The 25,782-nt window shown below is 71.7% G+C and carries 18 protein-coding genes; 7 read left to right on the forward strand and 11 right to left on the reverse strand.

Annotated features, from left to right (window positions below; translation table 11 throughout):
• Window positions 1-2: 2 nt before the first annotated feature.
• Window positions 3-1,337, reverse strand: a complete 1,335-nt coding sequence (locus ACFYW8_RS39800; RefSeq protein WP_389090542.1) for an LCP family protein — start codon at window positions 1,335-1,337, stop codon at window positions 3-5.
• A gap of 119 nt (window positions 1,338-1,456) precedes the next feature.
• On the opposite strand from ACFYW8_RS39800, the gene ACFYW8_RS39805 reads away from it, so the two are divergent.
• Window positions 1,457-2,005 carry an acyl-CoA thioesterase gene (locus ACFYW8_RS39805; RefSeq protein WP_389090545.1) on the forward strand — a complete coding sequence of 183 codons (549 nt, stop codon included), beginning with the start codon at window positions 1,457-1,459 and terminating at the stop codon, window positions 2,003-2,005.
• 109 nt (window positions 2,006-2,114) lie between these two features.
• Here the strand turns inward: ACFYW8_RS39805 and ACFYW8_RS39810 are convergent, their stop codons facing one another.
• A complete protein-coding gene (locus ACFYW8_RS39810; protein WP_389090549.1) occupies window positions 2,115-3,479 on the reverse strand; it encodes an LCP family protein in 1,365 nt (454 codons plus the stop codon).
• Window positions 3,480-3,797: 318 nt separating this feature from the next.
• On the opposite strand from ACFYW8_RS39810, the gene ACFYW8_RS39815 reads away from it, so the two are divergent.
• A complete protein-coding gene (locus ACFYW8_RS39815; RefSeq protein WP_365880635.1) occupies window positions 3,798-4,829 on the forward strand; it encodes a glycosyltransferase family 2 protein in 1,032 nt (343 codons plus the stop codon).
• 160 nt (window positions 4,830-4,989) lie between these two features.
• Here ACFYW8_RS39815 and ACFYW8_RS39820 read toward each other — a convergent pair whose 3' ends face one another.
• From ACFYW8_RS39820 to ACFYW8_RS39835, 4 genes are all read right to left on the reverse strand, one after another.
• Window positions 4,990-6,738 (reverse strand): LCP family protein, encoded by a 1,749-nt coding sequence (locus ACFYW8_RS39820; protein ID WP_389090554.1) that lies wholly within the window; start codon window positions 6,736-6,738, stop codon window positions 4,990-4,992.
• A 122-nt stretch (window positions 6,739-6,860) separates the two neighbouring features.
• The gene (locus tag ACFYW8_RS39825) at window positions 6,861-8,630 is read right to left on the reverse strand and encodes an LCP family protein (protein WP_389090558.1); all 1,770 of its coding nucleotides are present in this window, start codon (window positions 8,628-8,630) and stop codon (window positions 6,861-6,863) included.
• Window positions 8,631-8,876: 246 nt separating this feature from the next.
• Complete coding sequence (locus ACFYW8_RS39830; protein WP_389090563.1) at window positions 8,877-10,172, reverse strand: LCP family protein; 1,296 nt, start codon at window positions 10,170-10,172, stop codon at window positions 8,877-8,879.
• Window positions 10,173-10,388: 216 nt separating this feature from the next.
• The gene (locus ACFYW8_RS39835; protein ID WP_389090567.1) at window positions 10,389-11,144 is read right to left on the reverse strand and encodes a TIGR03089 family protein; all 756 of its coding nucleotides are present in this window, start codon (window positions 11,142-11,144) and stop codon (window positions 10,389-10,391) included.
• A gap of 129 nt (window positions 11,145-11,273) precedes the next feature.
• Here ACFYW8_RS39835 and ACFYW8_RS39840 point away from each other — a divergent pair, with 129 nt between their 5' ends.
• Window positions 11,274-12,671, forward strand: coding sequence for a peptidoglycan recognition protein (locus tag ACFYW8_RS39840; RefSeq protein ID WP_389090572.1), 1,398 nt, complete (start codon window positions 11,274-11,276; stop codon window positions 12,669-12,671).
• Window positions 12,672-12,858: 187 nt separating this feature from the next.
• Window positions 12,859-13,941: a sugar phosphate nucleotidyltransferase gene (locus tag ACFYW8_RS39845; protein ID WP_389090577.1), complete on the forward strand. Its 1,083-nt coding sequence runs from the start codon at window positions 12,859-12,861 to the stop codon at window positions 13,939-13,941.
• 263 nt (window positions 13,942-14,204) lie between these two features.
• Here the strand turns inward: ACFYW8_RS39845 and ACFYW8_RS39850 are convergent, their stop codons facing one another.
• From ACFYW8_RS39850 to ACFYW8_RS39865, 4 genes are all read right to left on the reverse strand, one after another.
• Entirely contained in the window at window positions 14,205-15,254 is a 1,050-nt protein-coding gene (locus tag ACFYW8_RS39850) for a DNA-3-methyladenine glycosylase family protein (protein WP_389090580.1), read from the reverse strand.
• A gap of 427 nt (window positions 15,255-15,681) precedes the next feature.
• On the reverse strand, window positions 15,682-17,040 hold the full coding sequence (locus tag ACFYW8_RS39855; protein WP_389090659.1) for a coenzyme F420-0:L-glutamate ligase: 1,359 nt from the start codon (window positions 17,038-17,040) through the stop codon (window positions 15,682-15,684).
• Between the two features lie 17 nt (window positions 17,041-17,057).
• Window positions 17,058-18,041, reverse strand: a complete 984-nt coding sequence (gene cofD, locus ACFYW8_RS39860; protein ID WP_365880651.1) for a 2-phospho-L-lactate transferase — start codon at window positions 18,039-18,041, stop codon at window positions 17,058-17,060.
• An 87-nt stretch (window positions 18,042-18,128) separates the two neighbouring features.
• Complete coding sequence (locus tag ACFYW8_RS39865; RefSeq protein WP_365880653.1) at window positions 18,129-18,617, reverse strand: cysteine dioxygenase family protein; 489 nt, start codon at window positions 18,615-18,617, stop codon at window positions 18,129-18,131.
• A gap of 729 nt (window positions 18,618-19,346) precedes the next feature.
• Here ACFYW8_RS39865 and ACFYW8_RS39870 point away from each other — a divergent pair.
• From ACFYW8_RS39870 to ACFYW8_RS39880, 3 genes are all read left to right on the forward strand, one after another.
• Window positions 19,347-19,610 (forward strand): WhiB family transcriptional regulator, encoded by a 264-nt coding sequence (locus tag ACFYW8_RS39870; RefSeq protein WP_003975777.1) that lies wholly within the window; start codon window positions 19,347-19,349, stop codon window positions 19,608-19,610.
• Window positions 19,611-19,840: 230 nt separating this feature from the next.
• Window positions 19,841-23,545 carry a glycosyltransferase gene (locus tag ACFYW8_RS39875; RefSeq protein ID WP_389090590.1) on the forward strand — a complete coding sequence of 1,235 codons (3,705 nt, stop codon included), beginning with the start codon at window positions 19,841-19,843 and terminating at the stop codon, window positions 23,543-23,545.
• On the forward strand, window positions 23,542-25,050 hold the full coding sequence (locus ACFYW8_RS39880; protein WP_389090595.1) for a DUF5719 family protein: 1,509 nt from the start codon (window positions 23,542-23,544) through the stop codon (window positions 25,048-25,050). The genes ACFYW8_RS39875 and ACFYW8_RS39880 overlap by 4 nt, the downstream gene beginning before the upstream one ends.
• Before the next feature lie 158 nt (window positions 25,051-25,208).
• On the opposite strand, the gene ACFYW8_RS39885 is transcribed toward ACFYW8_RS39880, so the two are convergent.
• Window positions 25,209-25,658: a metallopeptidase family protein gene (locus tag ACFYW8_RS39885; protein WP_365880691.1), complete on the reverse strand. Its 450-nt coding sequence runs from the start codon at window positions 25,656-25,658 to the stop codon at window positions 25,209-25,211.
• Window positions 25,659-25,782: the final 124 nt, after the last annotated feature.

A 25,782-nucleotide genomic window follows, 5' to 3' on the forward strand; every position in this document is an offset into this window, starting at 1 on the left:
CGTCAGTTGCCCGACACCGTGACCGTCTGGTCGTTCTTGAGCTCGTTCACCAGCGTCTTCATCTTCGTCTTGTCCCAGACGAGGTTGCCGCCGACGGAACCGGATATCGGCATGTTCATGGACTTGCCGTCGCCGCCGGTGACGCCCTTCATGGCCCAGAACATGTCGGCCAGGTCCCACAGGCTCATGTCCTTGTCGACGACCAGCGAGTCGAGGCCCGCGCCCATCGTCGGGTAGAGCTTGAAGGGGTTCAGGACCGTCGAGGGCGTAGCGACCTGGTGGGCCAGCGCGGACAGGAACTTCTGCTGGTTCTTGGTGCGCTGCAGGTCCGACGCGGCGAACGCGTGCCGGGTACGGACGAAGGCGAGGGCCTGCTCGCCGTTCAGCGTCTGCTTGCCCGCCTTGAAGTCGGCGCCGGAGTACTTGTCCTTGAAGCCCTGGTCGAGGGTCATGTCGACCCCGCCGACCGCGTCGACGATGCCCGCGAACCCTGCGAAGCCGATCTCCACGTAGTGGTCGATGTGCAGGCCGGTGTTGTACTCGATGGTCCTGACCAGGAGCGTGGGGCCGTCGAACGCGTAGGCGGCGTTCAGCTTGTTCTGGCCCAGCGGGCCCTTGATCTTGCCGGACTCGGAGCCCTGGAACTTCGGGATCGTGACGTTCGAGTCGCGCGGCAGCGAGAGCAGCGTCGAGCCGTTGCTCCCGGTGTGCAGGATCATCATCGAGTCGGTGCGCTTGCCCTCGGCGGAGCCGGTGTGCAGCTTCTTCTTGTCCGCGGAGGTCAGGCCGGCGCGGCTGTCGGAGCCGACGATCAGATAGTTGGTGCCCTGGCCGGTCTCCGGCCGGTCTATGACCTTGGAGAGGTCCACGTCACGGTGGAGCTTGGAGTCCGCCCAGAAGTACGTGCCGACGGAGACCACGACCAGCGCGGTGACCAGCGTGATCGCGGTCCACTTGATCCGGCGCCGCCAGTTCGGCGCGGGGCGCTGCGGGTACGCGCCGCCGCCCGGGCCCTGCGGACCACCGGGTCCGTCGGGGTTCCCGTACACCTGGCCGGTGTTGTAGCCGTTGTCGTAACCCTGGCCGCTGTCGTAGCCCTGGCCGTCGACGTAGGAGGGCTGCCGGGGCACACCGCCGCCGTACGGCGGCGCGTCCTGGCCCGGAGGGGGTGCGGCCGGTCCGCGGCGGACCTGTCGCATGACGCGGGCGCTCTCAGGCTGCGCGCCCGCGCTGCCGCGTCCGTAGCGGTTGCCGCCGTTGCCGCGGTTGTCGTCGGGCCACCCGCCCCCGCCCTCGAACTCGCTCGGACGGGAGGTGCCCCCAGGCCAATCGTTCATGCCGACCAGTGTGCAGCTCTCCACTATGGGTCTTACAAGAGAGCCGGGAGATCTGGGTCACGCCTGTTGCAGAGCTGATGCAAAGCGACGGGCGCGCGCCCCGGCATAAGGTGGAGGACATGACAGACCAGGCCCCCAACCCGGAGTCGGACATACCGGGCAAGTCGACTTCGGCGTCCCGGACCACCCTCAGCCACATCATGACCCACAACGACACGAACCTTCTGGGCTCCGTGCACGGTGGAGTGATCATGAAGCTGGTCGACGACGCGGCGGGCGCGGTGGCCGGGCGGCACTCCGGCGGGCCCGCCGTGACCGCCTCGATGGACGAGATGGTCTTCCTGGAGCCCGTCCGCGTGGGTGACCTGGTCCATGTGAAGGCCCAGGTCAACTGGACCGGACGTACCTCGATGGAGGTCGGTGTCCGGGTCCTCGCCGAACGCTGGAACGAGTCGACGCCGCCCCAGCAGGTCGGCTCGGCCTATCTCGTCTTCGCCGCCGTCGACGCCGACGGCAAGCCCCGCCGGGTCCCGCCGGTCATCGCCGAGACCGAGCGCGACGAACGCCGCTACCAGGAGGCGCAGATCCGCCGCACCCACCGGCTGGCCCGCCGCCGCGCGATCATGGAACTCCGCGAGAAGCGCGCGGCGGAAGGCCTCGACGACTAGGTCTCCACGACCAGGTCTCCACGGCTGGGTCTCCACGACCAGGTCTCCACACGCCGGGTCACGGGCGGGCAGACCAACTGGCTTCCCGCGGCAACGGGCACCGACGGGTTCACGGACAGACGACCTGGTCCCCCGTCACCACCCCGGACTCCCCCTGGTACGGATCCTCCGCCCGTACTCGCGTGACCCGCTTGAAGTCCGTACCGGCGATCACCTTCAGCAGCGGGCCCTGCCCGGGGACCGCGCGAAGCTCGGAACCGGGCAGCGCGGCCGCGAGGGACTTCGCCGAGCGGTCCCAGCGCGGGTCGTACGCGACGACGGTGCGCCGGACCGCGCGGTCCGGGGCCGTAGCCGGCCGGCCCGTCGTCCTGAACCCGGTGGCGGCGAGCGCTCCGTCGACCCGCTGTCCGAGACCCGCCGTGGCGGTCCCGTTCTCGACCTGGACCCGGATCTGCTGCGGGGCCACCGCGACCCGGACGGCCCGGGGCCGCGGGGCACGGGGCGCCGACAGCGGCTCGTCCTCGCGCAGCGCCTGGAAGAGCTTCCTCGACTTCGGCTCGTCCCATTTCAGTGTCGAGCCGATGCCCTTGACGGCATAGGCCATCTGCCCGATCGGCACGGTCGTGAACTCGGACGAGGACGGGGAGAAGTTCCGCATCGCGCGGCCCAGGTCCAGCAGCTCGTCCGTGCCGAAGCCCTTGTCGGCCCGCACCGAGCCCAGTACCGCCCGCGTCACGTCGCGGAACTTCATGGGGTTCAGCAGTACCCCGGACGACGTGGCCTGTCCGACGAGCGCCGCCAGGAAGCGCTGCTGGCGCATCATCCGGCCGAGGTCGGAGGAGCCGTCGGTGTGCCGGGACCGTACGTACTGAAGGGCCTGCCCGCCGCCCAGCAGATGCGAGCCGGCCGTCAGGTCGAGACCGGTGTACCTGTCCTTGAGCGGTTGCGCGGTGCAGACACGGACGCCGCCGAGCACGTCCACCGTCTTCATGAAGCTGGTGAAGTCGACCTCCAGATAGTGGTCGATCTTCACGTGCGTCATGTTCTCGACGGTCCGCACGGTCAGGGTGGGGCCGCCCTCCGCGTACGCCGCGTTCAGCTTGAGGGGGTGGGCGCCGTGCCGTTCGCCGGTGACCGCGTCGGTGTGCGCGGGTGCCTCGGCGTAGGAGTCGCGCGGCAGGCTGACGATGCTGGCGCGCTCCCGGTTCTCCGAGATGTGCACGATCATGACGGTGTCGGTGCAGTGGCAGGGCGCGCCGCCCAGCCGGTACTTCCGCCGCTCCGCCTCGGTGATCTTCTCGCGGCCGTCGGTGCCGACCAGCAGCAGGTTCATGCCGTGGCCGCCCTCGGGCCGGTTCTTCATGTCCTTGAACGGGTCGACCCGGGCGATGTCCGCGTCCAGGCTGCTCAGCACCGCGTGTCCGATGCCCGCCGAGGCCAGGACCACCACGGAGACGGTGGTCACCGCCCGCATGGCCCAGCGCGGCTTCCTGCGCCGTACGGGGCGTACGGGGCGCCCGTCGGTCCGCCCGTCGGACCGCCGGGCGGACCGCCGTGCGGGAGGCGGCTGCGGGGGGCGCTGAGGGCGGACGGGGGAGCGGGGCGGCGTGGGCAAGAGGGGACACCTCCGCGAGGCTGGACGGGGGAGGGATGCGTTCCGCGGGGCCGGCCGGGGCCGCGATCCGCTCGGCATGGGGATCCGTGAGCACGGTAGGCCCATACGATCTGCGGCCCGGTCCTTACGCCGGGCGGCGCGCGACCGTGTCCCCCGTTCGCGGTAACGTGAGCTCTGATGAGCGAGAAGCCTGACGTGCGGTCCCCCGCCGTTTCTGTGATCATGCCCGTCCTCAACGAGGAGCGGCATCTGCGCGGGGCCGTACAAGCGATCCTGGCCCAGCGGTACGACGGTGAGATGGAGGTCGTGATCGCCCTCGGTCCCTCCACGGACCGGACGGACGAGATCGCCGCCGAACTCGTCCGTGAGGACCCGAGGGTCCATACGGTGCCGAACCCGACCGGCCGCACGCCCGCGGCGCTGAACGCCGCGATCAAGGCGTCCCGGCACCCCGTCGTCGTACGCGTCGACGGCCACGGCATCCTCTCCCCGAACTACATCGCCACCGCCGTACGGCTCCTGGAGGAGACCGGCGCGCAGAACGTCGGCGGCGTCATGCACGCCGAGGGCGAGAACGACTGGGAGCACGCCGTCGCCGCCGCCATGACGTCGAAGATCGGCGTGGGCAACGCGGCCTTCCACACCGGCGGTGAGGCGGGCCCGGCCGAGACCGTGTATCTCGGGGTGTTCCGGCGCGAGGCCCTGGAGCGGCAGGGCGGCTACAACGAGGAGTTCATCCGCGCCCAGGACTGGGAGCTGAACTTCCGGATCCGGGAGGCGGGCGGACTCATCTGGTTCTCGCCCGAGCTGAGGGTGTCCTACCGGCCGCGGCCGTCCGTCAGGGCGCTCGCCAAGCAGTACAAGGACTACGGCCGCTGGCGGCACGTCGTCGCCCGCTATCACGAGGGTTCCATCAACCTGCGTTACCTCGCCCCGCCGACCGCCGTCTGCGCGATCGCGGCGGGCCTGGTCGTCGGCGCGGCGCTGACGCCCTGGGGCTTCGTAGTCCCGGCCGGCTATCTCGCGGCGATAGGACTCGGCTCGCTGCCCGCGGGCAAGGGACTGCCCGCGAAGGCCCGGCTCCAGATCCCCGTCGCCCTCGCGACGATGCACATGTCGTGGGGCTGGGGCTTCCTCACCAGCCCGAAGGCGCTGGCCAGGAAGGTCATCGCGTCCCGGCGTCCCGCGGTTCTCAGCGGCTCCAACTGAACCGGTCGGGCAGCGGCGGCCGACTGAACCCGTCCGGCAGCGGCCGGGCCCGCTTTCGGCTCGGGCCGAGTCCGCTGTCGGCCCCGACCGGGCACGTTCATAAATGAGTTGGGCCCCTCTCGACTTCGAGAGGGGCCCAACCGCGGTTTCCGGCCCGGTCCTACGACCAGGTGTAGTCCGGGTTGACGTGCATGCAGGCGCCGGTGTCCGCGCCCTTGTCCAGCTTCGCCGACGCGGGCGTCGAGTCGTCGTCCGCGGGTGCCTTGTACGCCGTGCCTTCCCGCCAGTCGGCGCCGACGACCAGCGTGACCCCGGAGACGTCCGCCGACTTCTCCACCGCGTGCGTCGAGATCCCGAGCGCCTTGGCGACCCGCAGGGCGTCACCCTCCAGATCGGCGCTCGGATAGCGGATCACCGTGGTCGCCTCGGCGGTCGACGCCGACGGGTCGGCCTTCGACTGCGTGAAGCCCTTGCCGACGAGCAGTTCGGTCACCGCGCTCGCGCGACCGGACACCGGCGCCAGCGCGCTGGTGCGCGTGCCGTTCCGCACCTGCACCGCGATCTCGCCGTCCGCCGCGGCCGGATCCGAGGACGTCTTCCGGGCGGGGGCCTTCTTGTCCTTGCCGTCCAGCGCGATGTCCTCGCGCAGCAGCCGCCAGACCTGGTCCGCGTCCGTCGGTTTGGGGAGCACCCGGTTGCCGTCGGCGGAGTACACCCACGGCATGGTGGTCATGGTGATGCGCTTGGTCGGGACCTTCTTCAGCTCGTTGCTGAGGTCGTAGAGCTTGGTCACCGTGCCCAGGCCCTTGTCCACGGTCAGCGCGTTGGTGGCCGTCTCCGCGAGGCTCCGCAGCTTGCCCGGGCTGCTCAGCGTGGCGTTCTCGCGCAACTGGCGCACCATCGAGTTCATGTACTGGTGCTGGGCCTTGGTCCGGTAGATGTCGCTGCCGTCCTCGAAGCCGTACCGCGTCCGCAGCCACTGCAGGGCCTGCTTGCCCTTGACGGACGTCGTGCCCGCCTGGAGCTTCAGCCCGGAGCCGTGACCGGTGGAGGTGTGCGAGTAGATGTTGGCGTCCACACAGACGGGGACGCCGCCGATCGCGTCGGCCATCGACACCACACCCGCGAAGTCGACCATGATGAAGTGGTCGATGTGGATGTCGGTCAGCTTCTCCCAGGTGGCGACCGTGCAGCCGGGGCCGCCGCGGCCCAGCGAGTCGTTCGTCATCGTGAGCGACGTGCTCGCGGCGTACGTCTTCTGGGTGTTGGGGTCGGTGCAGTTGGGTATCTGGAGCAGCGTGTCGCGCGGCATGCTCACGACCGACATGTTGCTGCGGTCCGCCGACAGGTGCAGCAGCATCTGTACGTCCGCGCGGGCCGGTGTGCCGAACGTGTCCTTCGCGCCACCGAGTTTCTGGTTCTCGGTGGTGTTCCGGGCGTCGGAACCGATCAGGAGAATGTTCAGCGGGGTCTGGCCCGCCGCGTTCGGCTTCGACTTGGCGGCGCGGTCCTTCGCGTCGCCGATGTTCAGGTCGTCCTTCTTGAGATTGCCGTTCAGGTGCTGGTAGTAGAGATAGCCGGCACCGGCGGTGCCGAGTATCAGGACCGCCAGAACCATCGCCGACCAGCGCAGTATTCGACGTCTGCGACGGGGACGGCCCACGCTCTCGTGCGGCCCTCCGTCGTCGCCCCCACCGTGCCGGCCCTGTCCCTGCGTACTGAGCGGCATGGTGTCGTCGGCCGCACGAACGCCGACGCCGACACCGTTGCCGTCGGGCCGGGCGCGGTTGTCCTCCGCGGTACGAACGGGCTCGCCGCCCTCGTCGTACATGCTGTCGTCCCAGCCCAGTTCGCCCGCCTGCGGGACACGTGGTCGTGCTCCCTCCCCGCGCACACTGCTTTGCGCCATCTCTCAGCCTCTCCCCACCCTGCGCCTGACAAACGGGTCCGTCGCACGTCCCGGCCGGGACGCTTTCACGCCCCGGCCGGACGCGTCTCGCGTCCTGTAGGACGCTTGACGGACCCGTTAGGTCACTTCGCGCACACCGTTTTGTCCGCCGTGGACTTCTCCACGTCCGGCGCCTTCGTCGGAGTGGTCAGTTTCACTCCGGCGCCCTTGAAGTCCTTGCCCAGGGTCAGCACGATCGCGGGCAGCCCCTGCGAGTTCTTCTCGCTCTTGCCGGGCTTCAACGCGGAACCGGACAGCCCCATCAGATCCGCCAGCTTGCGTGCCTGGTCGGCCTGGTCGGGAGAGTACTCCAGGGTTGTTTTGCCGAGCGTTTCGGGCGCGTTACCCAACTGGCTGGACTTGAGCACGCCCTCAGTGTTCTGCAGCCAGTTAAGAGTTTCCTGTGCGGAGCCCGCCTGGGCACCGCCGTTGTAGATGTCGACGCGGATGTCGGACGCTGCGGAACGGGAGCCCTTGAGACGGGCGGCCACCGCGGCCGCCTCCTTCTTCTCCTTCGCTTTCACCGCGCTGAAGGAGACGTCGTCCCGGATCGCGTCGAAGACCCCCTGGGCCACTCCCGGCTTGACCACGACGGTGGCGTGGACCTTCTCGGCGGGATTGTCGACGACCGGAACCGTGGTGAAGGTGATGTTCTTCGGCGGCACCTTCTTCAGCTCAAGGGCCATGTCCTTGAGCGTGCTGACGTTGCCGATGCCGGTGTCGACGGTGAGCGCCTTGGTGGCTGCCTCGGCCAGCTTGATCAGCTTGGTGGGGCTGGTGAGGGTGTCGCTCGAACTCATCTTGCGGATCAGGGAGCCGATGAACTGCTGCTGCACCTTGATGCGGTCGAGGTCGCCCGCGTTGCCGAAGCTGTGCCTCGTGCGGACGAAGGCGAGGGCCTGCTCGCCCTCGATGACGTGCTTGCCCGCGGAGAGCTTGAGGTGCGAGTTGGAGTCGTCGACGTTCTTGGCGAGACAGACCTCGACACCGCCGACCGCGCTGGTCAGCGTCTTCACCGCGTTGAAGTCGGCCATCATGAAGTGGTCGACCGAGATGCCGGTGACCGCCTTGACGGTGTCCATCGTGCAGCCCGGGTTCCGGTCGTCCTGGCCGAGGCTCGTGTTGAAGCGGACGTTGTCCGTGCCCTGGATGATCTTCTCGGTGCCGTCCGGCTGCTTCGACTTGCATTCGGGGATGTCGACGATGAGGTCGCGCGGAATGCTCAGGGCGGTCGCGTTCGTCCGGTCCTTGGAGACGTGCAGCAGGATGTTCGTGTCGGCGTGCCCGACGCTGTTCTTGTCGCCGTAGCCCGTGTTGCCCGCGCCGGTGCGCTTGTCGGTGCCGATGATGAGGAGGTTGAAGGCCTCGTCCTTGCTGAAGCCGCTCTTGCCCGATGTGCCGACGTCCGTCGTCTGGACGTTGCCCTCGAGGTGCTTGAGGTAGGCGTAGGCGGCTCCCGAGACAGCCACCAGGACCAGCGCCATCGTGCCGCCGGTCCAGAGCAGTATCTTCTTCGCCTTCGACTTCTTGGGCGGCCTGTTGCGCCCGCGCCGCCGCCCCGGAAGGGGTTCCGGCGGTTCCGAGCGCCGCCGGCGCGGCCCCGGCACATCGGTGCCGGGCGCGTCTCGTTCCCGTCCCGGCGCGTCACGTTCCCTGCCCGGTGCCGCGCGATCCCTGCCCGGAGCGCTTCGGGTGCGCGCCGCCGCGGAGGGTGTTCCCCTCCGCGGTCGCGGCACTCCCGGCTGCGCTCCGGAAGGGGTCAGTCGCAGTTCGTATTCACCGGAGTTCGGGTTGAGCACCCACTGGTCTGCGGGGTCGATGTTGTCCGCCCGCCCACGGCCTTGCGCGTCCACGGTTGTCTGAATCCTCCGTCGGGGCCACGCGGCGCCCTTTCCCCCTCAAAAGGCGCTCGGGTCTCGGTCAAGCAGTGCGCGACCCCCAGGAAGGACCTCGTGGTCGGGTGCACCGGATCGCTCACACTATCCGTCAAGTTCGGCGGCGAGCGACGGCCGTGACAAATTCAACGTCCCTACAACCGGGCAATCCGCCCCATTCTCCGAGACTTCTTAGCTCAGCTGTTCCCCACCTTGGCGCGCGCTTTACCCGCAAGCGTCCTGAGCCGCCGTGTTACCCCGGAAAGTCGGCGTCGGATCGGGTGTCCCGGTGAGGCCGGCACCCCCCGCCACCATCGACATTCCGTCGCCGGACGACTCCTCTTCGTAATCGCGGAAGGAGTTGCCGTACAGACTTACGGAATGCGGTGATTGGCCTTGGGCGGGCCTCCGGGGCGGTTCCTCGGCGACCGCCACCGGCCGGTCCGCGCGCAGCCGGGCGAACAGCCGGGCCGCCTCGGGCTCCACGAGCTGATCACGGTTGGCGTTGAGGACGTAGGAGGTCCGGGGGACCGTCAGGAACCGCATGCCCTCAGTGGGGATGTCGCGCATTCCGCGAACCAGGTCGTACAGGCCGCGCAGGCTCGCGAGTCCCGGGTCGGTGGTCAGCGAGGAGGTGGCCGCGTCCAGCACCGGATACAGCTTCGCCGGGTTGAGCAGGACGTCGTCGCTGCGCACCTTGGTGACCAGCGCGCCGAGGAACTGCTGCTGGCGGTCCATGCGGTCGGTGTCGCTGCCGTTGCCGATGCTCTTGCGGGCGCGGACGTAGCCGAGCGCCTGCTCGCCGTTGAGCACGACCTTGCCCGCGGGAAGCCGCAGCTTCGCCGCCTTGTCGTCGATCGGCTTCCTCAGGCACACCTCGACGCCGTCCACCGCGTCGACCATGTCCTTGAAGCCATGGAAGTCCACCACCATGTGATGGTCGACACGGATGTTCGTGAGCTTTTCGACGGTACGGATCGTGCAGGCCGAACCGCCCACCTGGAAGGCGTAGTTGAACATCGCGAACATGGGCTCGGTACGGGTGCCGTCCGGGCGGCGGCAGCCCGGTACGTCCACCATCAGGTCGCGGGGCAGCGACACGGCGGTCGCGCTGTGCCGGTTCGCCGAGAGGTGCAGCAGGATCGTGGTGTCGGACCGTTCCGTCCCGGAGTCGCGGCCGTACTTCTTGTTCCCCGCCCCCGACCGCGAGTCCGACCCGATCAGCAGGATGTTCTGCGCGTCGCGCACCAGCGCGGTGGGCCGTTCCCTCTCGTACCGGGCGAGCTCGGCGGCCGCGTCGTTGTCGGCCGTGATGTTCCCGTTCAGTTTCTCGTACGCGGCCCAGCCGACCCCGATGGCGCCGAGGACCACCACGGCCACCCCGGTCGCCGTGTGACGCAGCCAGCGCCGCCGCCGGCGTTTGGCCCCGGCCCCGGTGGGCGACGCCCCGAGCCCCGGCCCCTCCGGGCGTCCGGAGGGAGTGCCTGCGGTGTCGGTCACGTCGGGACCACCACCCCTCATGGCGTACGAGCGTGTCTGGCTGCTCCTACGACCATGTCCCGATGCGGCTGGTGAGGGGGGCCGGTGATGGGCCGAACGAGGGACGCGCCCGGCACGGGCGGGGACCCTCGCAGGCTGCTGTCGGTGTCTTGTCCGGGTCGTTGTCCGGGCGGCGCTCCGGCAGGCCTTTGTCCGGCTGGGGCCCGGGGTGGGATCCGCCGGGGGGCGACGCGACGCCTAGCGGGCCGTCGCGGTCACCCGCTCGCTCTCGATCCGCCGGGCGAGCGAATCGTCGCCCAACTGGTCGAGATTGCGGCACAGCACCACGGACCCGCCGGTGGCGAGCGGCGCGTACAGCCCCGCGGCCAGGCCCTCCCAGGTGTCGTACGGGAGCGCCGACAGGATGCGTGAACCGGGTCCCGTCAGATCCAGCCCGGGGGCATCGGCGCGGGCCTGCTCCACGACCTCCGCGCCCGTGTACGCGGCCCCGGCGACGACCAGCGCCCGCTCCTCCGGATCGACCGGCGCGTACGGCGCGAACCGGTCGCCCTGGCTCGGCACCTCCACGGCGTAGTCGGCGTAGCCGGCGGGCGGTGTCGGGAAGCGGCGGCCGAGCGGCGCGAGCGACAGGGCGATCCGCTCACCGGAACAGGCGAGCCCGTCCTCGAACCGTCCTGGACCCGCGACGACGTGGTCGGCGGCGGCCGGATCGCCCCCGACGTCCGCGATGACGCCCACCGAGGAGCAGGCGAGCAGCCACACCGCCGTCTGCCAGTGCGCCGGCAGCAGCAGCGCGACCCGCTCGCCCGGTTCGGCGGACAGTTCGCCCTGGAGCAGGTTGGCGGTCTTGGCCACCCAATTGGCGAAGGTGGCCACGGACAATTCGACCCGTTCGCCCGTCGCGTCGTCGTAGAAGGTCACCAGAGGACGCGCCGGGTCCTCGGAGAGCGCGGATCGCAGCAGGTCGGCGGGGGTGCGGTCGGTGGCTTTCACGCGCGCAAGCGTACGCGGGGGCGCCGCGCTGCACGGACCTAGCGCGCCACCGGTTCGGCGGAGCGGGTCCCGACGGTCCGTCAATTCCGCGATGGACAGATATGTATGACTATGTCCAGGATCAGGAGCATGCGTGGATTCCTTGCTTCCTCGGTCGGCGTCAGCTGCGCGGCCGCTCTCGCCCTTCCGCTCGCCCTGCCCGCCTCCCCGGCACAGGCCGGGCCGTCGGCGGTGACATCCGAGGCCGCCGCCCCCGGCAGCACCCAGTCCCTGCCCCTCGCCCCGCTCACCGGTGAACGGGCCATCGGCCCAGCCGCACCGGAACAGGGCCTCGCCCGCCGGAGCGTACGGCCGTTCTCCCTGCTCGGCGTCGTCTGGGACGACCCGAACCGTGAGCTGAACGGCCGTGTCCAGGTCCGCACCCGGGAGACCGGCACCGGCCACTGGTCCGACTGGCAGGACGTCGAGACCCACAACGACGAGCACGCCGCCGACCCGGACACCCCCGAAGGCGCGTCGCGCCGGGTGCACGGCTCCACCGCCCCCCTGTGGGTGGGTGACTCGGACGGCGTCGAGGTCCGCGTCGACGCGCGGCGGGCGGGGCGAGAGACCGCGGACAGCCCGCAGGAGGGTGTGCGGGAAAGCCCTGGGGAGGCCCGGGTGGCCGCCCCGGCGGACTTCCGGCTGCCCGGCGGCCTGCGCCTCGAACTGGTCGATCCCGGCGGGGATCCCCCACGCGCGGACGCCCGGACGGCCGGGCGGGCCGGGGGCGCGCCCGCGGGTGTGCGTGCCAGGGGCGTGCGCGCGGGCGCGCCGGACGGCGACATGGGCGCGGGCGCCACCGAGATCACCGCGCTCTCCCGGGAGGAGACGGAACGCACGTACTTCCCCGACGACATGGCCGAGCGGCGCGCGATGCCGTACATCGGCCCTCGTCCCCGCATCGTCACGCGCCGTGGCTGGGGCGCGAACGAGAACCTGCGCGAGCGCGGCTTCCTCTATACGAAGACGGTCAAAGCGGCTTTCGTGCACCACACGGCGTCGGGCAACAAGTACAGCTGTTCGCAGGTCCCTTCGATCATCCGCAGTATCTACCGCTACCACGTGGTGAGCAGTGGCTGGCGTGACATCGGCTACAACTTCCTCGTCGACAAGTGCGGAAACATCTACGAAGGCCGGGCCGGAGGCGTCACCAAGGCGGTCATGGGCGCCCACACCCGCGGGTTCAACACGAACAGCATGGGGATCGCCGTGATCGGCACTTTCGGCGCCTCGAAGCCGACCGACTCCGCGCTCAAGGCCATCGCCCGGCTCACGGCATGGAAACTCGGCCTCTACGGTGCCGATCCGCGTGGCAAGACATACCTGAAGTCGGCCGGTGGCAATCTCTACCGAAAGGGAAAGAACGTACGACTGAACGTGATCTCCGGCCATCGGGACGGATTCGCCACGGAGTGCCCCGGACGGCTCCTCTACGGCAAGCTCGGCTCGGCCAGGACGACGGCGGCCCGCTACCAGGGCCGGTAGACAGGACCCGGGACAGGCCCGGCCGGCATGGTTCGGCCGGGCCGGTTCCGGCAGGGATCACCTGAAGTCACGACAGAGGCCCGTCGAAGGACACCGCACGGCCATCGAAGGCGCCATCGAACGGTCTGCATACACTGGCCGGCCGAAAGACAGTTCGGCCGGTCCCGGCAGGAAGCAGAGACGACAGGTGACAGAAGCGATCCTCCTGGTCGGCGGCAGAGGCACCCGGCTGCGCCCCCTCACGGTGCACACGCCCAAGCCGATGGTCCCGGCGGCCGGGGTCCCCTTCCTCACGCACCAGCTGGCGCGGGCGCGCGCGGCGGGCGTCGAGCACATCGTGCTGGCGACCTCCTACCTCGCCGAGGTCTTCGAGCCGTACTTCGGTGACGGTTCCTCGCTGGGCCTCCACATCGAGTACGTCACCGAGGACGAGCCGCTCGGCACGGGCGGCGCCATCCGCAACGTGGCGTCCCGGCTGAGCTCGGGCCCCGACGACCCGGTCCTGATCTTCAACGGCGACATCCTCACCGGCCTGGACATCCCGGCGCTGGTGGCGACCCACGAGACGACGGGTGCGGACGTCTCCCTCCACCTCACCCGGGTGGAGGACCCGCGCGCGTTCGGTCTGGTCCCCACGGACGCCACCGGGCGCGTCACGGCCTTCCTCGAGAAGCCGCAGACCCCCGAGGAGATCGTCACCGACCAGATCAACGCGGGGGCGTACGTCTTCCGCCGTTCGGTCATCGACACGATCCCCGAGGGCCGCCCGGTCTCGGTCGAGCGCGAGACCTTCCCGGAGCTGCTGGCCACCGGCGCCCACCTCCAGGGAATGGTGGACTCCACCTACTGGCTGGACCTGGGCACCCCGCAGGCCTTCGTCCGCGGCTCCGCCGACCTGGTGCTCGGCCGCGCCCCGTCCCCGGCCGTCCCCGGCCGCTGCGGCGACCGTCTGGTCCTGCCCACGGCCACGGTGGCCCCCGACGCCAAACTCACCGGCGGCACGGTGGTCGGAGAGGGCGCCCGCATCGGCGGGGGCGCCCGGATCACCGGCAGCACCGTCCTGGCCGGCGCCGTCGTCGAGCCCGGTGCCGTCATCACCGACTCCTTCATCGGCGTCGGTGCCCGCATCGGCGAACGCACCGTCCTCACCGGCACGGTCGTCGGCGACGGCGCGGTCATCGGCCCCGACAACGAACTCCGCGAGGGAGTCCGCGTCTGGTGCGACGCCCGCATCCCGGGCGGCGCGGTGCGCTTCTCTTCGGACCAGTAGAAGGCCTGTGCACTGACCCCGGTGGGGCTGAAACACGGTTCCAGCCCCACCGACGCACTTCCAGCCCCCTCCGGACCCTTTTCGGCCGGGGCAAGATCCAGCCCCTCCGGCGTTTGAGGAGCGGGGTCTGGGGCGGAGCCCCGGGTACGGGACGGGTAGGGGCGGAGGGGGCGAGAATCCGCTTGGCCGGGGGGCTCAGCCTCGGGAGGCGACGGACGCCCCCGTAGATGCCGGACGGCCGGGGACGGCGGAAGCCGGTCCGCCTAGAGCCGCCCGATGTCCCCGCGAGGCATCTTCGGCGTACGCCGCGGCGGCGTACGCCCGGCCAGCAGAATCAGCCGGGCGGCCCTGTGCCGCTGCCCGGCATAGGGCTCCAGAAGCTCCAGCATGACGGAGTCGTCCGCGTCCCGGTCCCCCGCCAGCGCGTACCCGACGATCCCCGGCAGATGCAGATCCCCCACGGTCACGGAATCCGCCGCGCCATGACTGCGCTGCACCACTTCCGCGGACGTCCACGGCCCGATCCCGGACACCGACTCCAGCCGCTGCTGCGCCCGTACGGGATCGAGCCCGACGGCCTCCTCCAGCCGCGCGGCGACCCGTACGGCCCGCAGGATCGTGGAGGCCCGCTTGTCGTCGACCCCGGCCCGGTGCCACTCCCAGGACGGGATCAAGGCCCAGGTCCGGGGTGCCGGCATGACGTACATCCGCTCGGGCGCGGGGCCCGGCGCCGGCTCGCCGAACTTCCGGACGAGCAACCGCCACGCCCGGTACGCCTCGTCGGTGGTGACCTTCTGCTCCAGGACGGACGGGATCAGCGACTCCATCACGAGCCCGGTCCGCACCAGCCGCAGGCCGGGCCGCCGGTGCCGGGCGAGCGCGACGAGCCGGTGCCGCGGCTCGAAGGCGTCGGGATCGTCCGCGGCGCCGAGCAGGTCGGGGAGCCGGTCGAGCAGCCACCCGGCTCCCGGCCCCCAGGCCTCGCCCCGGACCGCCCCGCCACGCAGCGCGACCCGCACCGTCCCGGGCCCGGCGGGCGTGCGGCTGGTCCGCCACACGGAGCCGTCGGGTGTCGTCCGGAACGTCGGATCGCCGGGTCCGCGCCGCAGCGGCCCGAGCACGAGCCCGAGGTCGAGCGGCCCGTCCGGCGTCCATGTACGGGCGCGTCCCGGCTCGGCGGTCTGGCGGGGCACTCCGCCGGGCACGCCGCCCGGTGCTCCGCCGGGCACGCCGGCCGGTGGAGCACCGGGCACCACGACATGCCCGCCGCGCACGGTCGCACGCGTCGGCCGGGGAGCGAAACGTCCAGACACGAATGAGGTCCTAGAGAAAATCGGGGGCGTCCTACGAGAGTAGGCGCTCACCCCGAGGCAAAGGCGCCGGACGCCCCGGCGAACCGCCCCGGATCAGTCGGAGCGGCGTCCTCGGCCGATCCGTACCTTGCCGAGCCGGCCGGAGCGGCGCTCTCAGCCGGTCACGGCACTCCGCCGAACCAGCCAGGGGTGCCTCCGGCTCGCTCAGCGCGCCTCGCCGAGCGAGCCGGAGCGACTCTCCGGCCGGTCAGCGCGCCTCGCCGAGCCGGTCGGAGCGGTGTCCCGCTGTTCGGCGGGCTTCGCCGAGTAAGTCGGAGCGGTGTCCCCCTGGTCGGCGGGCTTCGCCGGCCGATTGGAACGGTGTCCCCGGCCGGTCGGGGCACCTCGCCGAACCAGCCAGTGGCCCCGACCGATCAGCGGACACCGATCAGCGGACCTCGACGAAGTCGGACGCGTCCCGCTCCGGCCGGGTCCTCGGTTCCTCCGCCGCGTGGCCGACGGCCACGGCCCCCATCGGGTCCCAGCCCGCCGGAAGCTCCAGCACCTCGCGCACGACGTCACGGCAGAACATCGTCGACGACACCCACGCGGAGCCCAGCCGCTCCCCGGCCAGCGCGACCAGGAAGTTCTGCACGCCCGCCCCGGTGGCGACCACGAACATCTCGCGCTCGGCGCCGTCCCGTCGCGCGTCGCCGTACGTGTGCGATCCGTCCATGACCAGACACGGCACCACGAGATACGGCGCCCCGCGCAGCACGTCGCCGCGCCGGACCCGCTTGGCGATGGATTCCTCGCTCTTCGCGTCGCCCCGCAGATCCGCGATCCACGCGTCGCGCATGGCGTCGAGCAGCCGGGTCCGCGACTCCTCGGACTCAAGGAGCACGAACCGCCAGGGCGTGGTGTGGTGCGGCGCGGGCGCGGTCACCGCCGCGGCGACCGCACGGCGTACGGCACCGGGGTCGACGGGTTCGTCCGTGAAGGCCCGTACGGTACGCCGCTGGGTCACCGCCTCCCGTACCGCCTCCGAGGTGCCCAGCCGGAACATGTCGTCACGCGCGTCGCGCACCATCGCCCGTGCTCCCGCGCCGTCCCCCTCGGTCACCAGGTGCGCGAGCCCGCGCACGACGGCGACGGGCAGCCCGGAGGCCTTGCCCTTGACCAGGTCACCGGCGGCGGCGAGCTCGTCGGCCGTGGCGACGACGGTCGCGCTGAGCGGATTGCCGTGCGCGTCGGTGCCGCCGCGCAGGTCGTCGAGCACCTGGACGCCCGCGGCGCCGATGCCGACATCGGTGAGTCCGGTGCGCCAGGGCCGCCCGAAGGTGTCAGTGATCACGACGCCGACGTCGACCCCCAGGGTGTCCCGCAGTCCCGCGCGGATCGCGGCCGCGGAGGCGTCGGGGTCCTCGGGCAGCAACAGCACTGTCCCGGCAGGGGTGTTGGAGGCGTCGACCCCGGCGGCGGCCATCACCAGGCCCTGCCGGTTCTCGACGATCCGCAGCGCGCCGCGCCGTGCCACGACGCGGACGGTCTCGGCGTCGATGGCGGCCTCGCGGTCGGCGGCCTCGACCGTACGGCCCTCGGCCTTCGACACGATCTTGGAGGTGACGAGGAGCACGTCCCCGTCGACGAGTCCGGGCTCGGCGGCCGCGATGAGCTTCGCCAGGTCGTCCCCCTGGCGCACCTCGGGAAGTCCGCCCAGCGCCCAGACCCGGTAGCCCGCGTCGGCGGGCCGCCCGGCGTGTCGCCCGTCGGCGTGCCGTCCCGGGCGCCGTCCGCCGGAGGGCATCGCCCCGTCCACGGTGGTCACGACGTCCGCACCTCCTCCGCCAGCGTCAGCGCCTCACGCGCCATCCGCGCCGTCGCGTCGAGGTCGGACATCATCAGCGGTACGGCCCGGCAGCGGATGCCGGCCGCCTCGACACGCTCCACGGCGGAGGCGTCCACCGTGTCGACGAGCCACCCGTCGAGGAGGCCGGAGCCGTAGTGCTCGGCCACCGCGGCGGCGGTGGATTCGACGCCCACCGCGGCCAGCACCTTGTCGGCCATGCCGCGCACCGGCGCGTCGCCGACGATGGGGGAGAGACCGACGACGGGCACGCCCGCCTCGGCGATGGCCTCGCGGATGCCGGGTACGGCGAGGATCGTGCCGACGGAGACGACGGGGTTGGACGGCGGGAAGAGGATGACGTCCGCCTCGGCGATGGCCTCCAGCACTCCGGGCGCGGGCTTCGCCTGCTCGGCGCCGACCGGCACGATCGCCTCGGCCGGCACGGCGGCCCGCAGCCGCACCCAGTACTCCTGGAAGTGGATCGCCTTGCGCTCGCCGGCGGCCCCGGCGGGGTCGCCCTCCGGCAGCGTGACGGCGACATGGGTCTCGACGCGGTCGTCGGACATGGGGATGAGACGCACGCCCGGCTTCCACCGGTCGCACAGGGCCGCGGTGACGGCGCTGAGCGGATAGCCCGCGCCCAGCATCTGCGTCCGCACGATGTGCGTCGCGAAGTCACGGTCGCCGAGCCCGAACCACTCGGGTCCGACCCCGTACGCCGCGAGCTCCTCCTTCAGATGGAAGGTCTCGTCGGCCCGTCCCCAGCCCTGCTCCTCGTTGATGCCGCCGCCGAGCGTGTACATCACCGTGTCGAGGTCCGGGCAGACCTTCAGCCCGAAGAGGTGGATGTCGTCGCCGGTGTTGCCGATGACCGTGATGTCCGCGTCCGGAACGGCCCGCTGGAGACCACGCAGGAACCGGGCACCACCGATACCGCCTGCCAGAACCACAATGCGCATGGGGTTCAGTCTCGCAGGCGGGTCCGACAACGCGTCAGCCGGTTACGAGACCCCGCCACGTCGGACCCGCGGTCCGGCGCGAACGCGTCACACGGTTTCGGCGACCGCGCAACGGGCCGCGTGCATCGGCATGTCGGTAAGACCCGGGTAGTAGACGTGCAGGGTGACGGCGGGTTCGAGCGAGTCGTTGACGACTTCGTGGACGTACCCGGGCGCGAACGCGCGCTGCGCGCCGGAGCCCAGGGCGCGCGTGCCGCGCTCGGTGTGTTCGGTCAGCGCGCCGTCCAGGACGGTCAGTACGCCGGAGGAGCCGCCGTGGTCGTGCGGCCCGCTGCCCTGTCCGGGCACCCAGGACAGGAGCCACACCTCATAGCCGGGGCCCGTGCGCAGCCGGTGGTACCAGCGCGAGGCGGCGTCGTAGCGGACGAGGTGTTCCCACTGGGAGCGGTCGGCGGCGATGGAGCGCGCCAGGCCGACGAACTCGGCCACGGTGGAGGGGTGTTCGCGCGGCGGCTGGAGCAGGTGCGGAACTTCGAGGATGTCGCCGGCGATCTGGAGGTCGCTGTCGCTGTTCATGGATGCGGTGGTTCCTCGGCGGAAGAGTGCTGGGGTGTCGCTGGCCGTTTCCGCCCGGGTCACGAGCGGGGATTCCGCCCGGGTCACGGACGGGGAGGAGCCCTGGTGCGGGCGGTGGCCCTGTGCGGGGCGGGGATTCGCCTCAGTGGCGGCGAGGCAGCCGGAGCGCGGTAGGGCTCAACAGCTGGAACAGCAACAACAGCAACAGCGAACGTGGGCAGCACCGAGGGACCCGGCGGTGCGGGTCGAGGTGGGTGCCAAGTTCGCGAGCATGCCCACAAGGACACCGGTTCACACCTCGACTGTCAACTGCATGTCCGGTATGTGGGAGATGTTTCACCTCATCCGGTTCATCTGGCAGGCGAAAGGTTTGTTCAGGAGCCTCCCCGGACACATGGCGCACAACCGGGTGAACAAACCTCGCCGCGGCCCCGTGATCCAAATGTGATCAGATTCGCTTCGGGGTCCGCGCCGGAACGAGATCGAACTCCTGGACGTCCTCCTCCGCGAGGGGGAGGGCGTCTGACCTGGACCTCTTGGGCTGTCAGGGTTTATGCCGATTTGAACACTTTCCGCAAAGCCTTGGTTCCGGAGAGTGAATAAGGGGCCCAATAGCAGATCTCGGCTTGACTGGCCCGGATCGGCACACTTGTAATTTCACTCGTGTCGTTCAGCCGAAATCGGTAACGGCAGCATCACGGGGACGCGAAAGACAGACGAGGGGCGCACATGACCGAGCTGGTGCAGCAACTGCTGGTCGACGACGCGGACGAGGAACTCGGCTGGCAGGAGCGCGCGCTGTGCGCCCAGACCGACCCCGAGTCCTTCTTTCCCGAGAAGGGCGGCTCCACCCGCGAGGCCAAGAAGGTCTGCCTCGCCTGTGAGGTCCGCTCCGAGTGCCTCGAATACGCGCTCGCCAACGACGAGCGGTTCGGCATCTGGGGTGGTCTGTCCGAGCGGGAGCGGCGTCGTCTGAAGAAGGCCGCTGTCTGAGAACGGTCGCACGGAAAGCGGGCGCGGAACAGTAGTCCACACACATGGGTGCCGCAGACCAAACGGCACACACTCTTACGTAAGGAACGGCCCGGCGCAGGTGGGTTATCCACAGGCGGCGGGCCGTCGTCTTTCTCAGCCGTTAGTGTGGGCCCTCGTCCGAGACGTCCCGCTGTCCCCGCCGGACACAGACGTCCACCGCAGTCCATCGAACCGGGGCCCGTACCTCGATGTCCGTGTACAGCCATTCGGCAGCCCGTAATGACGCCGCTGCCGCCCCTGAGTTCCCGCGTCACGTCGTGACCGCGGTGCTCGTCTCCCACGACGGCGCCCGCTGGCTGCCCGAGGCGCTCGCCGGGCTGCTCGGCCAGGACCGCCCCGTGCAGAACGCGGTGGCGGCCGACACCGGCAGCGGGGACGAATCCGCCCAGCTGCTCACCGAGGCGCTCGGCGCCGACCGCGTGCTGCACCTGGCGCGCCGCACCGGCTTCGGCCAGGCCGTCGAGGAGGTGTCCCGCACCGCCGGTGAGCTGACACCGGACGACCTGCCCTACCTCAAGCGTCCGAGCGGCTGGGACCCCGTCACCCGCAGCTGGCGCGACGAGGCCTACGACATGCCGGACCTCCCGCACGGCGAGCCCGAGCAGTGGCTCTGGCTGCTGCACGACGACAGCGCCCCGGAGCCCGACGCCCTGGCCCAGCTGCTGCGCGTCGTGGAGAACGAGCGGGAGGTCGGCCACGACGTGGCCATCGTCGGCCCCAAACTCCGCGGCTGGTACGACCGCAGGCAGCTCCTCGAAGTCGGCGTCACCATCGCCAACTCGGGCCGCCGCTGGACCGGTCTGGACCGTCGCGAGCAGGACCAGGGCCAGCACGACCACGTCCACCCCGTGCTGTCCGTTTCCACCGCCGGAATGCTGATCCGGCGCGATGTCTTCGAGGAGCTCGGCGGCTTCGACCGCCGGCTCCCCCTGATGCGCGACGACGTCGACCTGTGCTGGCGCGCCCAGGCCGCCGGCCACCGTGTGCTCGTCGCCCCCGAGGCCGTCGTACGGCACGCCGAGGCGGCCTCCCGCGAGCGCCGCGCCGTCGACTGCGTGGGCCGCACCTCCGCGTCCCCGCACCGGGTCGACAAAGCGGGCGCCGTCTACACCCTCCTCGTCAACGCCCGCACCGCGCAGCTCCCCTGGATCCTCATCCGGCTCGTCCTCGGCACCCTGGTGCGCACGGTCGCCTACCTCGTGGGCAAGGTCCCCGGACAGGCCGTCGACGAGATCCGCGGCCTCCTGAGTACGCTGCTGCGCCCGGAGCGGATCATCGCCGGGCGGCGCAGGCGCGGCCGCCCGCAGGTGGACAAGGGTGAACTGCGGGCCCTGTTCCCGCCGCCCGGCGCCACCGTGCGGGCCACCTTCGAGCAGGTCGCCGGCAATCTGACCAGCGGCTCCGACGCCGACCTCGTCACGGGCGCCGGACGGCACGGAGGCGCTGTCGAGTCCGGACCCGGCGGCGACGACGGCGACTTCCTGGAGATCGAGCAGTTCGCCCGGATCAAGCGCATCGCCCGCAACCCCGGCCCGATGCTGTTCCTGGTGCTCCTGTTCGTCTCGCTCCTCGCCTGCCGCCAACTGCTCGGCGGCGGAGCCCTCGCGGGCGGCGCGCTGCTGCCCGCCCCCGCCGACGCCTCCGACCTGTGGGCGCGTTACCTCGACGGCTGGCATCCGGTCGGCGCCGGCTCCACCCAGCCCGCCCCGCCCTACCTCGCGCTCGTCGCGCTGCTGGCCTCCGCGCTCCTCGGCTCCACCGGGCTCGCGGTCACCGTGCTCCTCGTGGGATCCGTGCCGCTGGCCGGCTTCGCCGCGTACTTCGCCTCGCGCCCGCTCGTCGAGTCCCGCCTGCTGCGCGCCTGGGCCTCCGTCGCGTACGCCTTCCTGCCCGCCGCCACCGGCGCGCTCGCGGGCGGCCGCATCGGCACCGCCGTCCTCGCGATCCTGCTGCCGCTCATCGCGCGCGCGGGCATCGCGGCGAGCGGTCTCGCGCACGGCTCCCGGGCGCGTGGAAGCTGGCGCGCGACCTGGGCGTACGCCCTGCTGCTTACGTTCACGACGGCGTTCACCCCGATCGTGTGGCCCATCGCGCTGGTCCTCGGCGTAGCACTCCTCGTGGTGCGCCGCGGGGAGATCACCGCCTACGGGCTGCGCTTCCTGGCCCAGCTCGGCACCCCGCTGCTGGTTCTCGCCCCCTGGTCGCTGACCCTGCTGCCGTTCGGCTTCTTCAAGCAGGCCGGACTGGACTACGGAGCCGGCGCGGCCTCCCCGCTCGACCTGCTCAGCGCCGGCCCCGGCGGGCCGGGCACGGTCAGCGGGCTGATGCTCTTCGGCATCGTGCTCGCCGCGCTGGCCGCCCTGCTGCGCTCCGAGCGCCAGGCGGGGATCCGGACCGCCTGGGTCATCGCCGTCGTGGCACTCGTCTTCGCGGTCCTGTCCAACCGCTCCACCTGGGCCGGGCCCGCGACCCTCGTCTACGGTCTCGCGCTGCTCGCCGCCGCCGCCGTCGGCTCCGACGGGGCACGCGCGCGTGTGGCCGAACAGAGCTTCGGCTGGCGTCAGCCGGTGGCCGCGCTGATCGCCTTCGCCTGCGCCGCGGGCCCGCTGCTCGTCGCCGCCGGGTGGATCATCCGCGGCGCCGACGGGCCCGTGGAACGCCGCGACCCGGTGCAGGTGCCCGCGTTCGTCGCCGAGGAGAGCGGCACCCGCGACCAGGCCCGCACCCTCGTCCTCGACAGCAGCTCGGCCGCCAGGGTCGGCTACGTCCTCGTCCGCGGCTCGGGCGCCCGCCTCGGCGACGCCGAACTCGCCTCGGCGGACAGCGAGAACAAGAAGCTCGACAAGGTCGTCGCCAACCTCGTGGCGGGCTCCGGCGCCGACCAGGCCGACGAGCTCGGCGGCTTCGCCGTGCGCTACGTCCTGGTCCGCAAGGGCGCCCCGCGCGAGGTGAGCCGCGTCCTGGACGCCACCACGGGCCTGAGCCGGCTGAGCCAGCAGGACGGCAGCGCCCTGTGGCGTGTCGACCAGCAGGTCTCGCGCGCCGCGATCGTCCCCGCGTCCGGCGATCCGGAGTCCATCGCCGCAGGCCCGGTCGAGGTGCACACCACGATCCCCGCCGGATCCGACGGCCGCGTCCTGCGGCTGGCCGACAGCACCGACGCGGGCTGGACGGCGACGCTGGACGGCAAGCCGCTCACCCGCACCACGGTCGACGGCTGGGCCCAGGGCTTCCAGCTGCCGGCCGGCGGCGGCAGGCTGGACGTCACCTTCGACGCCCCGCTGAGCCACACCGCCTGGCTGTGGGCCCAGGGCGCGCTCGCCCTCGTCCTCGTGGTGCTCGCCCTTCCCGGGCGGCGCCGGGACGTCGACGACGACCTCCCCGAGGAGCAGCCGGTGCCCGCCGAGGACATGACGGGCGACGGCCGCCGTGCCCGCCGCCTGCGCGCCCAGGCCGAGGCGGAGTCCGAGCAGTCCGACGGGGACCCCGACGGCGAGTTCACCGCGGACGCGGACGACGACGAGGAGGTCCCGGCCGCCGGCGTCCCGCACCAGCGGGCGTACGACGAATGGGACAGCGCCAGTTACGCGAACGCCGAGTACGACACCTACGGCGGCGAGCAGTACGAAGGCCGGCCGCAGTACCCGGCGGACACCTATGAGCAGCCGTACCAGGCGGACCCCTACCAGGGCGGCCAGTACGACCCGTACGCCTATGGGGGCACGGCGGCCTACGACCAGACCTACGGCCAGAGCTACGACGCGAACGGCCAGGCCTTCGACCCCCGGGGCCAGGGCTACGACACCGGCGAGCAGGGCTACGACCCGGCGTACGACCCGACGCACCCCTCGCACGGCACCGACAGTGAGCGCCCCGACGGGAGCCATCAGTGAACCGCACCACCCTGTCCCTGATCGCCGCGGCGACCGCGCTCGCCGCCGTCACCGGCTTCGCGACCCTCGAGTCGCCCGACGCGTCCGGTGACAGCGCGGCGGGCACGGCCGCGCGGCTGCCCGTGGAGCGCACCAGCCTGCTCTGCCCGCAGCCGAGCACCTCCGACATCGCCGACACCGCGTACACGTCCTTCACGCCCGTCGTGGAGGGTGCGAGCGACAGCGGCAAGGCCCAACTCCAGGCTGCCACCGAGGAGTCGGCGGACTCGACCGCCGGCAAGAAGAGCGGTGGCAAGGCCGCCAAGCCCGCCAAGCCCGTCGTCCAGCCCAAGGAGCCAGGCAAGCCGGCGGCCGGCGACACCTCGGGCGCCGACGCGCCCGCCCTCGTCGGCATCGCGTCGGGCAGGTTCGCGCCCGGCTGGACGGTTCAGGAGACCACGCGGGTCGCCGCGGGCAACGGGCGTGGCCTGCTCGGCACCAACTGCACCGCCCCCGACACCGAGTTCTGGTTCCCGGGCGCCAGCACCGCCGCCGCGCGCACCGACTATGTGCACCTGACCAACCCGGACGACTCCGCGGCCGTCGTCGACATCGACCTGTACGGCAAGGACGGCACGCTCAAGTCCACGGTGGCCGACGGGATCACGGTCCAGCCGCACGCCGGCGAGCCGATCCTGCTGAACACGCTGACCGGCGATCCGCAGACCGACCTCACCGTGCACGTGTCGGTCCGCAGCGGTCGCGTCGGAGCCGCCGTGCAGGCCCTGGACGACAAGACCGGCGGCGACTGGCTGGCCGCCGCCGCAGACCCCGCGGGCAGCCTCGTCATGCCGGGCATCCCCAAGGACGCCACCTCGGTCCGCCTGGTCGCCTTCGCGCCCGGCGACACCGACGCCGACCTGAAGGTGCGCCTCGCCTCGCCCTCGGGGCTGATCACCCCGGCGGGCAACGAGACGCTGCACGTGAAGGCCGGCATGACCTCCGCGGTCGACCTCGGGGACGTCACCCGCGGCGAGGCGGGCTCCCTGGTGCTCACGCCCACCGGCTCGTCCGTGCCGGTCGTCGCCGCCCTGCGGGTGGTGCGCGGCAAGGGCGCCGACCAGGAGACCGCGTTCATTCCGGCCACCGCTCCGGTCGGCGCGCGCGCGACGGTCGCCGACAACACCGCCAAGGGGTCCACGCTCGCCGTGACCGCCCCGGGCGGGGGAGCCCGGATCAGAGTCACCGCGTCCGCGGGCAGCGAGGGCGGCACGGCCGTCTCGAAGACGTTCACCATCAAGGGCGGGACCACGCAGAACGTCGCGGCACCCGTCCCGAGCGGCCTCAAGGGCACGTACGCCCTCACCGTCGAGGTGGTCTCCGGCGGCCCGGTCTACGCCTCCCGGATGCTCGCGGCGACCAGTGAAGGCGTTCCCGGCTTCACCATCCAGAACCTCCCGGACGACCGCGGAACGGTCTCGGTGCCGCAAGCGGAGCAGGACCTCTCGGTGCTGCTGAAGCAGTGACCGAGGACCGGTGATCCGCCCGGGTCCGGACGGCACGGGCTAGGACGGCGCGGGCTAGGACGGCGCGAGTTCGGGCGGGGCGAGTTCGGGCGGGGCGAGTTCGGGCGGGCCCCGGGGCGGATCCGCCCCGGGGCCGGGCGACCGGTCCGGGACCGTCCTCAGTCCTCGCCGTACCGCGGATCGACCGTCTCCGGTGTCAGGCCCAGCACTTCCGCGACCTGCTCCACGACGACCTCGTGCACCAGGGCGGCGCGCTCGTCGCGCCCCTTGGTGCGGATCTCGACGGGACGGCGGTAGACGACCACGCGCGCTGGATGCCCCTCGCGCGCCGCGATCGTGCCGCCCAGGGGCACCGCCTCGTCGCTCCAGCCCTCGCCCGAGCCCTCCAGGCGGGGGACTTCGAGGACCATGAAGTCGATGTCCGCGAGCTGCGGCCAGCGTCGCTCCAGCCGCTCCACGGAGTCCTGCACCAGGTCCGCGAAGACTTCGGCACGGCTCGCCGCGAGTGGTACCTGGGGCGGCGCCACGGGGCCGCGCATGCCCCTGCCATGGCGGTCACGACGTCGGGGACCGGCTGCTGCGGCGCGGGGCGGTACGGGGTTGTCCATCACTGACGAAGAGTAGTCCCCGCCCGGCCCGGCCGCCCGGCCCCACGCGCAGGTCACCGACGGGCGGGCGGGCCGACGGTCCAGGGTCCGGCACGGGTTCGGGATGACGCCCGACGACCATTCC

The organism is Streptomyces sp. NPDC002742, assembly GCF_042888885.1.
Lineage (GTDB): Bacteria > Actinomycetota > Actinomycetes > Streptomycetales > Streptomycetaceae > Streptomyces.

Bases quoted from the DNA above. Each gene is read 5' to 3' on its own strand.
- ACFYW8_RS39800 (WP_389090542.1), bottom strand. From the start codon at position 1,337: ATGAACGATTGGCCTGGGGGCACCTCCCGTCCGAGCGAGTTCGAGGGC.
- ACFYW8_RS39805 (WP_389090545.1), top strand. From the start codon at position 1,457: ATGACAGACCAGGCCCCCAACCCGGAGTCGGACATACCGGGCAAGTCG.
- ACFYW8_RS39810 (WP_389090549.1), bottom strand. From the start codon at position 3,479: ATGCGGGCGGTGACCACCGTCTCCGTGGTGGTCCTGGCCTCGGCGGGC.
- ACFYW8_RS39815 (WP_365880635.1), top strand. From the start codon at position 3,798: ATGAGCGAGAAGCCTGACGTGCGGTCCCCCGCCGTTTCTGTGATCATG.
- ACFYW8_RS39820 (WP_389090554.1), bottom strand. From the start codon at position 6,738: ATGGCGCAAAGCAGTGTGCGCGGGGAGGGAGCACGACCACGTGTCCCG.
- ACFYW8_RS39830 (WP_389090563.1), bottom strand. From the start codon at position 10,172: ATGAGGGGTGGTGGTCCCGACGTGACCGACACCGCAGGCACTCCCTCC.
- ACFYW8_RS39840 (WP_389090572.1), top strand. From the start codon at position 11,274: ATGCGTGGATTCCTTGCTTCCTCGGTCGGCGTCAGCTGCGCGGCCGCT.
- ACFYW8_RS39855 (WP_389090659.1), bottom strand. From the start codon at position 17,040: ATGCCCTCCGGCGGACGGCGCCCGGGACGGCACGCCGACGGGCGACAC.
- cofD (WP_365880651.1), bottom strand. From the start codon at position 18,041: ATGCGCATTGTGGTTCTGGCAGGCGGTATCGGTGGTGCCCGGTTCCTG.
- ACFYW8_RS39865 (WP_365880653.1), bottom strand. From the start codon at position 18,617: ATGAACAGCGACAGCGACCTCCAGATCGCCGGCGACATCCTCGAAGTT.
- ACFYW8_RS39870 (WP_003975777.1), top strand. From the start codon at position 19,347: ATGACCGAGCTGGTGCAGCAACTGCTGGTCGACGACGCGGACGAGGAA.
- ACFYW8_RS39875 (WP_389090590.1), top strand. From the start codon at position 19,841: ATGTCCGTGTACAGCCATTCGGCAGCCCGTAATGACGCCGCTGCCGCC.
- ACFYW8_RS39885 (WP_365880691.1), bottom strand. From the start codon at position 25,658: ATGGACAACCCCGTACCGCCCCGCGCCGCAGCAGCCGGTCCCCGACGT.